Raw genomic sequence first — 14,508 nt, forward strand, 5'->3', positions numbered from 1 at the left:
CCAGTTGCGCCAGGCTGCGCTGGCCCTCCTGCGAGCGCGCCAGGCTCTCGCGCGAGCGTTCGCGGACGTCCTCGGTGCTGGAGGCGATGTGGGTGATGTTGCCGAGCATCTCGTCGACCGCGGCGGCCGCGCTCACCGACTGCTCGTTCTGGCGCCGCGAACTCTCGGCCAGACGGCCGGCACTCTCCGACAGGCCATGTGCCGAACCATTGACCGCCGCGGCGGATTCGCTGACCTGCTTCACCAGTCCGGCGATGGTGCTCATCATCTGGTTGAAGGTACCCGCGGTGGAGCCGATCTCGTCGTGCCCCTTGATCGTCAGGCGGCGCGACAGATCGCCTTCGCCGCGGGCGATCTCGGCAAGGCTGTCGGACATGTTGGAAAGCGGCCGGCTGACGAAGGAACGTACGAAGAGGACGACGAAACCGAGCAGCGGGATGGATACCAGTATCGCAAAGAGGAAGATCTGGTTGCGGAAACTGTCCACCGCCTCGTTCACCTGATCGAGCGAGATGCGCATGCTCACCGCGCCGAGGACGGTGCCTTCGGGGACCATGTGGCAGAGCAGACAGTCCTTGCCGAGATAGTTGGCCGAGGCGCGTGAAGGCATCACCACGCGCAGATGCTCGCCGTAGTGCTCATCGCGCTCGACGCGGATCACCGCCTCGCCGCCGGCGAGCACGCCGCGTTCGGCCTCGTCGGTGGCGGTCTCGGCAGCACTGCCGGGACCATAGATACGGGTCGTGCCTTCACCGCGCAGCACCTTCAGATCACGCACCGAGGAGAGTTCCTTGATCTGGTCGAGGAAGACGTCGCGCTGGTCCACGGTGCCGGTGATCATCATCCCGGTCAGCCCCGCCATGGTCATCTCGTTGATGGTGCTGGCAAAGTCCTTGGCCTGCTCGATGGCGGTGTTGCGGCTGACCCGCGTCTCCCAGATGATCATGGTGTTCCAGGCCAGGATCAGCATCAGCCAGATCGCGCCGGTAAGACGGAACCAGATCGGCATGTCGGCCAGACGACGCATGGTGTTCTCTCCCTGAGCGCAAGTCGAGTGGGTGCGCAGTGAATGTCGCCATTATCTACGACCTCAGAACTAAGGTCTTTAGTTTTCGGGGAAAAACGGCCGCCACCTCTTCATACGATCGGAATATGAAAGAAAAAACATATTCCCTGAAACAAAACGCTGCGATGATTGTCGCAGTGGGGTCCGGACGCGTATCCTCCACCCGTATTCCTTAAAAACAGCCAAGCCAAGAGGTCACACATGAAGAAAATCATCGCTGGCGCCGCATTCGGCATTGCCGCCCTTTCCATCGCCACCTCCGCCGCCGCCCAGGTCAGCGTCGAGGACGCCATCAAGTTCCGCCAGGCCGGCTATGCCTTCATGAGCTGGAACATGGGCAAGATCAAGGCCCAGGTCATCGACGGCCAGCCCTACAACCAGGATCAGGTTGCCGCCGCTGCCAACGCCATCGCCGCCATCGCCAACTCCGGCATGGGCGCGCTGTATCCCGCCGGCAGCGACACCGGCACCGGTTTCCGCGCCACCAAGGTGAAGCCGGAGTTCTTCCAGAACATGCCTGACGTCGGCCAACTCGCCGGCAGCTTCAACACCGCCGCCAATGAACTGGCCGCTGCTGCCGCCACTGGCGATCAGGGCGCGATCCGCGCCGCCTTCGGCAAGGTCGGCGAGACCTGCAAGGCCTGTCACGACAAGTACCGCGCCAAGTAAGCAGGTATTGCGCAGCACCGGACGACAGAACGGCCACCCGCGGGTGGCCGTTCTGTCGTTTACCAGGCCGGTACCGGCGCCGGGGGCGGCGGTGGCGGCAACAGGCCGCCGCTGGCCACCCACACCGCGAACAGCGCCACGGCCAGCGCCACCACGAAGGCCAGCCAGCCACCACCATGGGTGGATTGGGCCTCGCCATCGTCGACGTCCTTCCAGCCGGTGATCATCGGCTTCACCAGGTTGTCCTTCTTGACCCGGGCGTAGAACAGGATGGCACCCACATGCACCGCCACCAGCGCCGCCATCACCCACAGCATGTCGCGATGGATGCTGGTGATCCAGGAGCTGAAGGAGGCATCGACGAGGCTGCGCAGGGGGCCGCTGAAGGCGATGTCGTCGGTGGCGAAGAGGCCGCTAAGCGCCTGGAAGCCGAACAGGCCAAGGAGGGCGAGCACCGACAGCGCGCCGAGCGGATTGTGGCCGATGCCGCGCCAGTGGCCGCGCAGGTAGGCAACGATGGCGGCAGGCCCGCGCACGAAGCGGGTGAAGCGGGCGGTGTCCGAGCCGAGTACCCCCCAGGCCAGGCGGAAGCTGATCAGGCCAACGAGAATGAGGCCGAGGCGCTCGTGGTGGACCATCATGTTGCCGCCGTTGAGGCCGGTGAAGATGGCCGCGGCCACGACCACCACGGTCAGCCAGTGAAACAGGCGTACCGGCAGATCCCAAACGCGGATGCGCTTCTTCGTCATTGTTCTATCCTCTGCTGTCATCATTTGTCATGCATGGAGTGCTGCGCTGCGGCAGCGGTTCCCGCACGCGCACCGAGAAACGCGCGCAGGTGGCGCCCGGTGTGCGAGTCGGTGGCGGCGACGATGGTCTCCGGCGGGCCCTCGGCGACCACCCGGCCGCCGCCCTCGCCGCCTTCCGGCCCCATGTCCACGATCCAGTCGGCCTCGGCCATCAGGTCGAGGTCGTGCTCGATCACCAGCACCGTGTGGCCGGCATCGGCCAGGCGCTGCAGCACCTGGATGAGCTTCTCCACGTCGGCCATGTGCAGGCCCACGGTGGGCTCGTCGAGCACGTACAGGGTGTGCTTCTCCGCCGGCAGCGGGCGCCCGCCGGTGGACGCGGATTCCCCGGCGCGGCCGCGCACCTTGGCCAGTTCGGTGACCAGCTTGATGCGCTGCGCCTCGCCGCCGGACAGCGTCGGGCTGGGCTGGCCGAGGGTCAGGTAGCCGAGGCCGACGTCCTGCAGCAGTTGCAGCGGATGGGCGATGGACGGGTGGGCGGCGAAGAACTCCACCGCCTCGTCCACCGGCATCGCCAGCACCTCGGCCACCGTCTTGTCGCGCCAGCGCACCGCCAGCGTCTCGGGGTTGAAGCGCGCCCCGCTGCACACTTCGCAAGGCGTCTTCACGTCGGGCAGGAAATTCATCTCGACGGTGATCTGCCCCTGACCCTCGCAGGCCGGGCAGCGCCCGGCGCCGGTGTTGAAGGAGAAGCGCGAGGCGTTCCAGCCGCGCGTGCGGGCGTCGAAGGTGTCGGCAAAGAGCTTGCGGATGGCGTCCCAGAAGCCGACATAGGTGGCCGGGCAGGAGCGCGGCGTCTTGCCGATCGGGGTCTGGTCCACCTCCAGCACGCGGCCGACCTGCCGCCAGCCGCGGATCTCGCGGCAACCGGCGAGCGCCGCTGCAGGCGCCGGCGCTGCGTCCTTGCCGGCCTTCTTCGCCTTGGCCTTGCCCGCCGGGCTGGCGTCGCCGAGCAGGCGCACCAGATTGGCATGCACCACGTCACGCGCCAGTGAGGACTTGCCCGAGCCGGACACCCCGGTGACCACCACCAGGCGGCCGAGCGGCAGGCGCACCGCGACATCGTGCAGATTGTGCAGGCTGGCGCCGAGCACCTCGATGGCCGGATGGTCGGGCGCCACCGCGCGGCGCACGCCCATTGGATGCGCCAGCGGCGCGCGCAGGTAGCGTCCGGTGGCCGACTCCGGCGCGGCCATCAGCTCCGCCAGGCGGCCTTCGGCCACCACGCGGCCGCCGCGCACGCCGGCGCCGGGGCCGAGGTCGATGACGTGGTCGGCGCGACGGATGGTGTCCTCGTCGTGCTCGACCACCAGCAGGGTGTTGCCGCGGTCGCGCAGCGCCTCCAGGGTGTCGAGCAGCATCTGGTTGTCGCGCGGGTGCAGGCCGATGGTGGGCTCGTCGAGGATGTAGCACACCCCGCGCAGGTTGGAACCGAGCTGGGCGGCCAGGCGGATGCGCTGCGCCTCGCCGCCGGACAGCGTGGGCGCGGCGCGGTCAAGCGCCAGGTAACCGAGGCCGACCTGGCGCAGGAAGTCGAGCCGGCCGCGTATCTCGCTGACCAGATCGCGGGCGATCTCGGCCTCGCGGTGGGCGAGTCCCAGTCCGCCGAAGACCTCGGCCGCGGCATCCACCGACAGCGCGGCGAGCTGGTGCAGACCACGCTCACGGAAACGCACCGCGCGCGCCACCGGGTTCAGGCGGGCGCCCGCGCAGCTCGGGCAGGGTTCGTCGGTGGCGGCGTCGGCCTCGCCCAAGTCGAGCGCATCCGGGTCGTCCACCTTGCCCGCCAGCTTCAGCCCGGTGCCGTAGCAGTCCGGGCACCAGCCGTGCTTGGCGTTGTAGGAGAACAGGCGTGGGTCGGGCTCCGGGAAGCTGGTGCCGCAGCACGGGCAGGCGCGCAGCGTGGAGAAGGTGACCGGTGCAGCGCCGAGCTTGCCGAGCTCCAGCACCTTCATGACCCCCTTGCCGTGCTCCAGGGCTTCGGCAAGCTGGGCGCGCAGCGTGGCTTCCTGCGCGGCGCCGACCACCACCATGCCCACTGGGAGGTCGATGTCGTGCTCCTTGTAGCGGTCCAGGCGCGGCCACTTGGTGGTCGGCAGGTAGTCGCCATCCACCCGCAGCTGGGTGTAGCCCTTGCCCTTGGCCCAGCGCGCCAGCTCGGTGTACAGGCCCTTGCGGTTCACCACCAGCGGGGCGAGCAGTTCCACCGAGCGGCCGTCGAAGTCGCGCAGGATCTGCGCGGCGATGGCCTCGAAGCTCTGCGGGGTGACCGGCACCTCGCAGGTCGGGCAGTACTGGGTGCCGAGCTTGGTATACAGCAGGCGCAGGAAGGGGTGGATCTCGGTCAGCGTGGCCACCGTGCTCTTGCGCCCGCCGCGGCTGGTGCGCTGTTCGATGGCCACCGTGGGCGGGATGCCGAACAGGCCGTCCACGTCAGGCCGGCTGGACGGCTGGACGAACTGGCGGGCGTAGGCGTTGAGCGACTCCAGATAGCGGCGCTGGCCTTCGCCGAAGACGATGTCGAAGGCCAGCGTGGACTTGCCCGAGCCGGACAGCCCGGTGACCACGGTAAAGCGGTCGCGCGGGATCTGCAGGCTGATGTTCTTGAGGTTGTGCTCGCGCGCGTGGCGGATGTCGATGGCCGGCGCAGCCACGAGACGGTAGCGGGCCGGCGCCTCGGCGACGCCGGGAGCGGCCAGCGCGCGGGTCTCCGCCAGCGCCGCGGCATAGTCACGCAAGGCGGCGGCGGTATGCGAAGAATGATGCGCGCGCAGCGTGTCCGGCGCGCCTTCGGCGACCACATGCCCGCCGCCTTCGCCGCCTTCCGGGCCGAGGTCGATCAGCCAGTCGGCGGCGGCGATGACGTCGAGGTTGTGCTCGATGACCACCAGCGAATGGCCCGCGGCCAGCAGGGTGTCGAAGGCGCCGAGCAGGGTGGCGACATCCTCGAAGTGCAGGCCGGTGGTGGGTTCGTCGAACAGGAAGAGCAGGCCGGGGGCGCCGGCCTCGGCGGCCTTGCGCCTGGCGCCCTTCTTCTGCGCCGCCGCGGCCAGGTGGCCGGCGAGCTTGAGGCGCTGGGCCTCGCCCCCGGACAGCGTGGGCACCGGCTGGCCGAGGCGCAGGTAGTCGAGGCCGACCTCGACCAGCGGGGCGAGCGCGGCATGCACCTTGGGCTGGTCGGCGAAGAAGGCGAGCGCCTCGCGCACGGTCATTTCAAGCACGTCCGCCACCGACTTGCCGCGCCATTGCAGCTCCAGCACCTGCGGGCGGTAGCGTTTGCCGTCGCAGTCCGGGCAACGCAGCCAGACGTCGGAGAGGAACTGCATCTCGACATGCTCGAAACCGGAGCCGGTGCAGGTCGGGCAGCGTCCGTTGCCGGAGTTGAAGCTGAAGGTGCCGGGCGAATAGCCGCGCTGCTTGGCCTCCGGCAGCGCGGCGAACAGGTTGCGGATCGGGTCCCAGGCGCCGACATAGCTCACCGGGTTGGAGCGCGAGCTCTTGCCGATTGGCGACTGGTCAACCATCACCACCCCGGCGATGTGCTGCAGGCCGTCGATGGCATCAAAGGCGCCGGGCGCCTCGGTGCCCTCGCCGAAGTGCTTGGCCAGCGCCGGATGAAGGATGTCCTGGATCAGCGTGGACTTGCCCGAACCGGACACCCCGGTGAGGCAGACCAGGCGCTGCAGCGGAAAGGCGATGTCGATGCCGGCAAGGTTGTGCTGGCGTGCGCCGCGCAGGGTGAGTCGCGGGGTGGCGCTGCCGACCGGCCGGGTGGCACGGCTACCCAGGTGCTTGTGGCCGGCCAGCCACGGGCCGGTGACCGAGGCCGGGTCGGCGGCGATGGCCGCCGGGGTGCCGCGCGCGACGATGTTGCCGCCGCGCTCGCCGGGGCCGGGGCCGATCTCCAGCAACTCGTCGGCGGCCAGCATGACCTGCGGGTCGTGCTCGACCACCACCAGGGTGTTGCCGGCGTCGCGCAGCCGGGTCATCACCCCGAGGATGCGGCCGATGTCGCGCGGATGCAGGCCGATGGAGGGTTCATCCAGCACGAACAGGGTGTTCACCAGCGAGGTGCCGAGCGCGGTGGTGAGGTTGATGCGCTGCACCTCGCCGCCGGAGAGCGTGCGCGACTGGCGGTCCAGGGTCAGGTAGCCGAGGCCGACGTCGGCCAGGTACTGCAGGCGGCTGCGGATCTCGCCGAGCACCAGCTCGGTGGCTTCGTCCGCACCGCTGCGCACTGCGCGGCCGGGCTGGGCGAGTTCCTCCACCGCCGCCCGCACGCGGTCGATGGGCAGCGCGAACAGTTCGTGGATGGGCAGGCCATTGCTCTCGCCCAGCGGCAGGCGCCACAGCAGGGCTTCCGGCTTCAGGCGGGCGCCGTGGCAGGCCGGGCATTCGGTGTAGCTGCGGTAGCGCGACAGCAGCACCCGGATGTGCATCTTGTAGGCCTTGCTCTCCAGCCAGTCGAAGAAGTGGCGCACCCCGTACCACTTGCGCGGCCAGGACGATTCCCAGCTCTTCCAGGCGGCGTCGCCTTCCAGCACCCACTGGCGGTGCTCCTCGGGCAGCTCGCGAAAGGGCACGTCCATGGCCACGCCGTACTTCTTCGCCATCTTGGCCATGTCGTCCTGGCATTCGCGGAAGGACGGGCTCTGCCAGGGCTTCACCGCGCCTTCGGCCAGGGTCTTGGATTCGTCCGGGATCACCAGGCTGAAATCCACCCCGATCACCCGGCCGAAGCCGCGGCAGGTGTCGCAGGCGCCGATCGGCGAGTTGAAGGAGAACAGGCCGGGGGTGGGCTCGGCATAGTGGATGTCGCAGTCGGCGCAGTGCAGGTCGCTGGAATAACGCCATTCGATTTCGCCTGACTCCGCCAGCGCATGCACCGACAGGCGCCCGTGGCCGTGGCGCAGCGCGGTTTCCAGGGCTTCGAGCAGACGGCTGCGTTCGGCGCTGGAGGCGCGCAGGCGGTCCTGCACCACCCGCAGGGTGTTGCCCTCATGGGCGTGGATGCGGGTATAGCCCTGCTGTTCGAGCAGGGCGGTGATCTCGGCCTCGCTGTAGTTCTCGGGCACCGTCACCGGGAAGCTGATCACCAGGCGCGGATCGCCGGCCGCGGCGGCGCGCGCGGCCAGGCTGTCGGCGATGCTCTCCGGGGTATCGCGCGCCACCCGTGCGCCGCAGCCGCGGCAGTGCAGGTGCGCGGCACGAGCGTAGAGCAGCTTGAAGTGGTCAGCCAGCTCGGTCATGGTGCCGACCGTGGAGCGCGAGGTGCGCACCGGGTTGGTCTGGTCGATGGCGATCGCCGGCGGCACGCCTTCGATGCGGTCCACCCGCGGGCGGTCCTGGCGGTCGAGGAACTGGCGCGCGTAGGGCGAGAAGGTCTCGACGTAGCGGCGCTGGCCCTCGGCATAGAGGGTGTCGAAGACCAGCGAAGACTTGCCCGAGCCCGACACCCCGGTAACCACCAGCAACTGGTTGAGCGGGATGTCGAGATCGAGCTGGCGCAGGTTGTTCTGACTGGCGCCGCGGATGCGGATGCGGTCGGACGGCGGGGTGGACATGGGGCGATGGGCGACGCGGGAAGGGATCAGGCGTCGATTATCCCGGAAACCGTTACCGTCAGACGCCCTGACTTGAGACAGTGTGCGGCACCAACCCGGCCGCGGCGGATCAGCGACCGGCAGCGTCCTCGCCGGCTTCCTCGACCGGTGCGCCATCCTGTGCCGGCTCGCGCACCGCCTGCACGGCGCCCCGCCCGGCTTCACGGATCTTCATCGCCGCATCGCGGGTGGCATCGAAAATGCGCCGCGCGGCTTCCTCGGTGGCCTCCTTGGCATCGCGCCCGCCGCTGCCCGCGGCAGCACCGGCTTCGACGGCCTTCTCGCCCACCTCCTCGATGACTTCCTGCACCCCTTCGACGACCTTGTCCACACCGCCTGCCTCATCCTCCACATCATCCTGCGCTGCTGCCTCGTCCTGCGGCGGCGCGGGAATCTGGCGCTCCTCGACCGGCGCCGGGGCTTGGGTCGGCACAGGGGCCGGAGTGGATGCTGCGGGTTCGGTGGATTCGCCGGAACAGGCGGCGAGGCCGACGACGATGACGGCCACGAGGCACGTCGCGAGGGGTTTCATGATCGACTCCTGAAGGGGGTGAATGGCACAGCGTATTGTTGGTGCAAAACTACCTGTTCTGACTGCGAATGCAATGCGCAAGATCCTCTTTTGCACGGCGAATGCGCAATTTTTTGCATTTCTGCCCGCCACCAACGCAAGAGGCCCGCAGTTGCGGGCCTCTTGCGTGATGCTGGAACGCGCTTACTTGACGCGGTTCTTGTACTCGTCGGTACGGGTATCGATCTCGATCTTGTCGCCGATCTCGACGAAGGCCGGCACCATCAGCTCGAAGCCGGTGCCGATGGTGGCGGGCTTGAGCACCTTGCCGGAGGTGTCGCCCTTCACCGCGGGTTCGGTGTAGGTGACTTCGCGCACCACCGAGTTCGGCAGTTCGACCGAGATTGCCTTGCCGTTGTAGAACACCACTTCGCAGGCCAGGCCGTCTTCGAGGTACTTGAGCGCGTCGGTCATGTTCTCGGCTTCGACTTCGTACTGCTCGTAGTCGGCGTCCATGAACACGTACATCGGATCGGCAAAGTAGGAATAGGTCACTTCCTTGCGGTCGAGCTGGACGACTTCGAACTTGTCGTCGGCCTTGTACACCGACTCGGACGGCGCGCCGGTGAGCAGGTTCTTCAGCTTCATCTTCACGACCGCGGCGTTGCGCCCGGACTTGTTGTATTCGGTCTTCTGGACCACCAGCGGGTCGCTGCCAACCATGATGACGTTGCCGGAGCGGAGTTCCTGTGCGGTTTTCATGCTGTTTCCTGGAGTCTTTCAGCCGCGGCAGCGCCGCTGCAAATCATTAAAAACTCAGGATTTTACCGCTGCTTTGTGAATTTGCGCCAGTGTCGCGCAAAGATCCGGAAGGGTCGCCAGATGCTCGCACCACAGCGCCGCATGGGCACTTGCACGCGGCAGTGCCGGAGCAAGTCCGGGCCACGCCACGGCCGGTGATTGCGGCATTGCGGTGGCCTTGTCCGGAAGGCCGTTCCAGGCCAGTGCGAAGGCGCGCAAGGCGGCCGCCGCGTCGTCGTCGAGCATCGCCGTGTAACGCTGCAGGAAGGCTTCCAGCTTGACGCGGTGGGCATCTGCCTGCTGCGCGTAGATCTGCCAGACGAAGGGACGCGCCGCCCATTGCGCGCGCACGAAGGAGTCCTCGCCGCGAACGAAGTTGAGGTCGCAGGACCACAGCAGACGGTCATAGTCGTCCTGGGATAGAAAGGGCAGCACCTGCACCCGCAAGGCCTTGCGCTGCAGCGGCACGCCGGGCTGCAGCACGCTGCCGAGCGCGGCAGCGGCGTCGACCGCCATCCTGCCTGCGGGAATCAGCAGTTCGACCGCCCGTTCGCCGTCGGCCCAGCACCCCAGCAGGCTGCTCAGTTGTGGATGGCCATACGCGAACAGCGATACCGCCAGCGCTCCGGGGATCAGTGCAATGCCCTGTGCCGCCAGCCATTCTTCGCGCGCCCTGGCATCCCCTTGAAAGGCCGTGCGCGCGGCAAGCAGGCCGGGCTCACGGAGCAGGCCGCCGGTGCGCGGCTCGAAGCCGGGAAAACAGAAACGCTTCTGCAAGGCCAGGCGCGGGTGTGGTGAAGCGAGCAGATGGCAGTCGGCGACCCAGCTCTCGGCAGAGAGGTATTCGAGGTTCAGCCATGCCGGTGCCACCGGCAAGGCCGCCATGGCCTCCAGTTGCGCGGCGGGCAACTCGCAGGCAAAGGCTTCGATGACCACCATGCCGGGCTGCAGGGCGCGGAAGTCGTCCTCCCAGTGGCACAGCTCGACTCCGCTGACCCATGCGCCTGAGCTGCCGGCCTGTGGGCACAGGCGCAGCAGGGTCGCCCAGTCATCCACCCACAGCCGCGGGCGCAGGCCGCGGGCAGCCAGATCGCGCGCCAGCCGCCAGCACACGCCGATGTCGCCATAGTTATCCACAACACGGCAGAAGATCTCGAAGTCCGGACGGACGCTGGCAGGCATGGCAGTGGGCAAGTGACGGAGGAAGCTGGGGAGGACTTGTGGGTAAGTGGGCAAAAGCGTGGGGGAGCGAAAACGGTCTACATTTTCTCCACAGCCGTATGGCAATCCTGCCAAGCGCTTTTCATCAGCTTAAAGCCATTTAAAAACATAACTTTATATTAGTTATCCACAGAAAATCAGGCACTGTTAACATCTTTGTTGTTTATATAAACCTTAAAAACAGAAGAAAACACTCACCCTACGCAGCACCCGCCAGACCATCCCAGACCAGCCGAACCCCGGTCAGCAGCAAGGCACCATAGAGGATGCGGTAGAACAGCGGACCATCCAGCCTGCCGAGCAGGCGCAGGCCCATCCAGTAGCCCAGCGGGGCCGCCAGGGCGAGCACGAAGCCGGTCTGCAGGGTGGCCATAGGGAAGAGGCCGAGAAAGCCGTAGGGGACCCATTTGGCGGCGTTGATGGCAGCAAAGAACATTGCGCTGGTGCCGACGTAGATGACGCGGTCGAGGTTCTTCGGCAGCAGGTACATCGACATCGGCGGACCGCCGGCATGGGCGACGAAGCTGGTGAAGCCCGAGGTCATCCCCCACAGGCGCCCAAGCCAGCGGTCTGCCCTGCCGCCGGCAAGGAGGCGACGGGGTGGCCCGAACCAGCGTTGAACGACGAAGAGGATGGCGATGCTGCCAATGATCAGCTTCAGCCCGGCAACGTCGAGGTAGCGGAATACAAGGGTGCCGATGAGGATGCCCACCAGGCCGGCGGGCAGCAGCAGTTTCAGCAGGGCAAGGTCGAAGCGCTTGCGGAATACCGCCAGACCGATCAGATCCATCACCAGCAGTGACGGCAGCATCAGCGCGGCAGCGTGTGCCGGTGAGGTGACAAGGGCGATGAGGGGCACCGACAGCACGCCGAAGGCGCCCCCGAAGCCGGCCTTGGAGATGCCGAAGAGGGTGATGGCGACGAAGGCGACCGCCAGCAGCAGGGGGTCGCTGCCAGCCATCAGGCTTGGGGTGGATAGTTGGCGAGCTGGGTGAGGTCGGCTTCTTCGAGCCAGCGCCACTGTCCCGGGGCGAGATCGGCGGGCAGGGTGAAGCCGCCGATACGGCTGCGATGCAGGCGTTCGACGTGGTTGCCGGCAGCCGCCACCATGCGCTTCACCTGGTGGTACTTGCCCTCGGTGACGGTCAGCCGCAAGGCCCGTTCGCCGGTTTGCTCGCAGGCCGCGGCAGCGATGGGCAGCGGTTCGTCATGCAGTTGCACGCCGCGCAACAGCGCGGCAACCTGTTCGGCGGTAACAGTCTCGGCGCAGATCACTTCATACACCTTGGGCACGCGCTTCTTGCCCGAGCTCCAGAAGTGGATGAACTGGCCGTCGTCTGAAAACAGCAGCAGTCCGGTGCTGTCGTGATCCAGGCGGCCAACGGCCTGCACTCCGCGGGTCACCAGCGCCGCCGGCAACAGGCTGAACACACTGGGGTGGAACTGCGGTTTGTGCGAGCACTCGTGGTCGGTGGGCTTGTGCAACACCAGATAGACCTGCGGGCGATAGCGCCAGGTTTCGCCGTTGACGGAAAACTCGAGGTTTTCCGGCACAACTTCGGCAAACGGGTCGTCAATGATGTCGCCGGCAACGCTGACGCGTTCGGCACGGATGAGGGCACGGCATTCCTTGCGGGAGCCGAAACCCTGGGACTGGAGGAGGCGTTCTAGTTTCATGGCTCGATCTTATCCCGCACAGGGTAAACTGTCGCCCGCAAAGCAAGGGAGCGTGTGGGTGAAATTCGAACATCTGGTCCAGGTCAACGACCTCGCCGATCCGGCGCAGCCCCGTCTGACCCGCGAGGAGCTGTGGTTCGGCCTGCTGTGCAGGGCCGAGGATCCGCGGCCCTTCCTGCCCGGACTGGAGCGCTGCGTGATCGTCGAGCGTGCAGGTGAACGCCTCGAGCGCGAGCTGCATTTCGGCGCTGCGGTGGTGCGCGACAGCGTGGTGCTGGCCGAGCTGCAGTGGGTGCGCTTCGATTCCGCGGCGACTGCCGAGCATGCCGGCGGCAGCCTGACCATCCTCATCGAGGAGCCCGCTGCGGATGAGCTGTTCCTGCGTTTCCGCTACCACACCTCGCTGCCCGAAGCATCGACGCAGGACGAGCAGCTGGCGGCCTTTGTGCGTTCGGCCTATCACGAGTCGGATCTCGACACCGTCAGGGTAATCCGCGCCATCGCCGCCTCGGGCCGCCTGCAGTAGGCCGGCGACATTCCCTTGTTTCCCCTCCGGCGCCACGCTGTGCTGCCCGGGCTCTTGTTTGACAGTGAATCAGGACATCCAGACCATGTGGTTCAAGAATCTGCAGATCTACCGCCTTCCCGCGCCGTGGGCGATCACCCTCACCGAGCTTGACGATCAACTCGCACGCCGGCGTTTCCTGCCCTGCGGCAGCCAGGAAGCGGAATCGCGGGGGTGGATCGCGCCGCTTGGCGGCGACGGTCCGCTGGTGCATTCCATCGGTGGGCAGTGGCTGATCGCGCTGGGCATCGAGCAGCGCCTGCTGCCGGCCTCGGTGGTGCGTCAGGTGGCCGACGAGCGTGCGGAGGAGATCGCCGCGCAGCAGGGTTACAAGCTCGGCCGCAAGCAGATGAAGGATCTGCGCGAGGCCGTGCAGCAGGAACTGATGCCGCGCGCCTTCACCCGTCGCCGCAAGATGTACGCGTGGATCGATCCGGAAGGCGGCTGGCTGGGCATCGATGCCCCCAGCCAGACCCGCGCCGAAGATCTGCTCGAAGTGCTGCGCCAGACCCTCGACACCCTGCCGCTGGCACTGGTGCGCACCGAGCGCAGCCCGGTGGCGGCGATGGCCGACTGGCTGGCAGGGGGCGAGGCGCCGGGCAACTTCACCATCGACCAGGACTGCGAGCTGCGCTCGGTCGCCGACGAGAAGGCCGCAGTGCGCTACGTGCGTCATGCGCTGGATGGTGACGACGTGCGCGCCCATCTGGTGGGCGGAAAACTGCCCACCCGCCTGGCACTGACCTTCGACGACCGCGTGAGCTTCGTGCTTACCGAAAAGACCGAAATCAAGCGCCTCGACTTTCTCGATGTGGTCAAGGAACAGATCGACGACAAGGAAACCGATGCGCAGGCGCTCTTCGATGCCGGTTTTGCGTTGATGACCGGCGAGCTGCGCCTGCTGCTGCCGGCGCTGGTCGAGGTGCTCGGCGGTGAGCTGAAGGCGGCGGTGGACACGCCGGCCACCGGCATGGCCGCGGCGGCGGGCGATCCGCCCTTCTGAGCGGCCTGTTTGCCGCGGGTATCGGCGCCGATACCCGCGGCAGCAGTGCGTTCAACTGCCGTGCGCGCGCAGGATCAGCGTGTCGCCGCGCTGGTGGAATTCCAGGTGCTTGAGCACGCTCATGCCCAGCAGCACCTGGTCGTCGCGCATGCCGGGGTTGAGATGGCTGCGCACGTTGCGCGCCAGGAAGGGGCCGAGGCCGAGTTCGGCGATGGTGGTGGTGCGCACGGTGACCGCACCGTTGGCGGTCATCACCTGGGCAGCGGCACCCGGGCTGAGGCCCAGCGCGGGGCCCAGGTGGGCGGGCACTGAAACCTGGGTGGCGCCGGTGTCGAGCAGGAAGACCACCGGCTGGCCGTTGATGGTGCCCGGCGCGACGTAGTGGCCCATGCGGTTGCGCTGCAGGACCAGTTCTCCACTGCCGCCGGGCATTACCGCGAGGTCGCGGTTTGGGTTGTAGCGCCGTTCCAGCTGTTCGCTGAAGAACAGCCACAGCAGACCGAGGATGGCCAGCGCCGCCAGCCAGCTCATTGCCCGGCCGAGGCGGCGGGTGGGATCGGGTGGCGGCGCGTTCATTGGCGGT

12 protein-coding genes are annotated in these 14,508 nt (G+C 67.4%); 3 read left to right on the top strand and 9 right to left on the bottom strand.

The genetic code is table 11. The features are described 5' to 3' along the window. A partial coding sequence (locus C8261_RS02005) for a methyl-accepting chemotaxis protein (RefSeq protein ID WP_146161633.1) occupies positions 1-1,027 on the bottom strand: 1,027 nt, incomplete at its 3' end. 240 nt (positions 1,028-1,267) lie between these two features. Here C8261_RS02005 and C8261_RS02010 point away from each other — a divergent pair. Further along, positions 1,268-1,735 carry a c-type cytochrome gene (locus tag C8261_RS02010; protein WP_107492004.1) on the top strand — a complete coding sequence of 156 codons (468 nt, stop codon included), beginning with the start codon at positions 1,268-1,270 and terminating at the stop codon, positions 1,733-1,735. Positions 1,736-1,794: 59 nt separating this feature from the next. Here the strand turns inward: C8261_RS02010 and C8261_RS02015 are convergent, their stop codons facing one another. The 7 genes from C8261_RS02015 to C8261_RS02045 form a co-directional block, all read right to left on the bottom strand. Continuing rightward, a complete protein-coding gene (locus C8261_RS02015) occupies positions 1,795-2,484 on the bottom strand; it encodes a cytochrome b/b6 domain-containing protein (protein ID WP_107492005.1) in 690 nt (229 codons plus the stop codon). Between the two features lie 20 nt (positions 2,485-2,504). Then, a complete protein-coding gene (gene uvrA / locus C8261_RS02020; RefSeq protein ID WP_107492006.1) occupies positions 2,505-8,108 on the bottom strand; it encodes an excinuclease ABC subunit UvrA in 5,604 nt (1,867 codons plus the stop codon). 109 nt (positions 8,109-8,217) lie between these two features. After that, the gene (locus C8261_RS02025) at positions 8,218-8,679 is read right to left on the bottom strand and encodes a hypothetical protein (RefSeq protein WP_107492007.1); all 462 of its coding nucleotides are present in this window, start codon (positions 8,677-8,679) and stop codon (positions 8,218-8,220) included. A gap of 183 nt (positions 8,680-8,862) precedes the next feature. After that, entirely contained in the window at positions 8,863-9,420 is a 558-nt protein-coding gene (efp, locus tag C8261_RS02030; protein WP_107492008.1) for an elongation factor P, read from the bottom strand. A gap of 54 nt (positions 9,421-9,474) precedes the next feature. Continuing rightward, positions 9,475-10,641, bottom strand: a complete 1,167-nt coding sequence (gene earP, locus C8261_RS02035) for an elongation factor P maturation arginine rhamnosyltransferase EarP (protein WP_107492009.1) — start codon at positions 10,639-10,641, stop codon at positions 9,475-9,477. A gap of 238 nt (positions 10,642-10,879) precedes the next feature. Then, on the bottom strand, positions 10,880-11,641 hold the full coding sequence (locus tag C8261_RS02040) for a sulfite exporter TauE/SafE family protein (protein WP_107492010.1): 762 nt from the start codon (positions 11,639-11,641) through the stop codon (positions 10,880-10,882). Continuing rightward, positions 11,641-12,357, bottom strand: a complete 717-nt coding sequence (locus C8261_RS02045; RefSeq protein WP_107492011.1) for a pseudouridine synthase — start codon at positions 12,355-12,357, stop codon at positions 11,641-11,643. The genes C8261_RS02040 and C8261_RS02045 overlap by 1 nt, the downstream gene beginning before the upstream one ends. A gap of 58 nt (positions 12,358-12,415) precedes the next feature. Between C8261_RS02045 and C8261_RS02050 the strand changes: the two genes are divergently transcribed. Together C8261_RS02050 and C8261_RS02055 are read left to right on the top strand one after the other, a co-directional pair. After that, complete coding sequence (locus tag C8261_RS02050; RefSeq protein ID WP_107492341.1) at positions 12,416-12,883, top strand: SRPBCC family protein; 468 nt, start codon at positions 12,416-12,418, stop codon at positions 12,881-12,883. Positions 12,884-12,968: 85 nt separating this feature from the next. Next, positions 12,969-13,925: a recombination-associated protein RdgC gene (locus tag C8261_RS02055; RefSeq protein WP_107492342.1), complete on the top strand. Its 957-nt coding sequence runs from the start codon at positions 12,969-12,971 to the stop codon at positions 13,923-13,925. A 51-nt stretch (positions 13,926-13,976) separates the two neighbouring features. On the opposite strand, the gene C8261_RS02060 is transcribed toward C8261_RS02055, so the two are convergent. Next, a complete protein-coding gene (locus C8261_RS02060) occupies positions 13,977-14,501 on the bottom strand; it encodes a retropepsin-like aspartic protease family protein (RefSeq protein ID WP_107492012.1) in 525 nt (174 codons plus the stop codon). Between the last annotated feature and the right edge of the window lie 7 nt (positions 14,502-14,508).

The organism is Pseudothauera lacus (genome assembly GCF_003034845.1).
Taxonomy (GTDB): Bacteria; Pseudomonadota; Gammaproteobacteria; order Burkholderiales; family Rhodocyclaceae; genus Pseudothauera; species Pseudothauera lacus.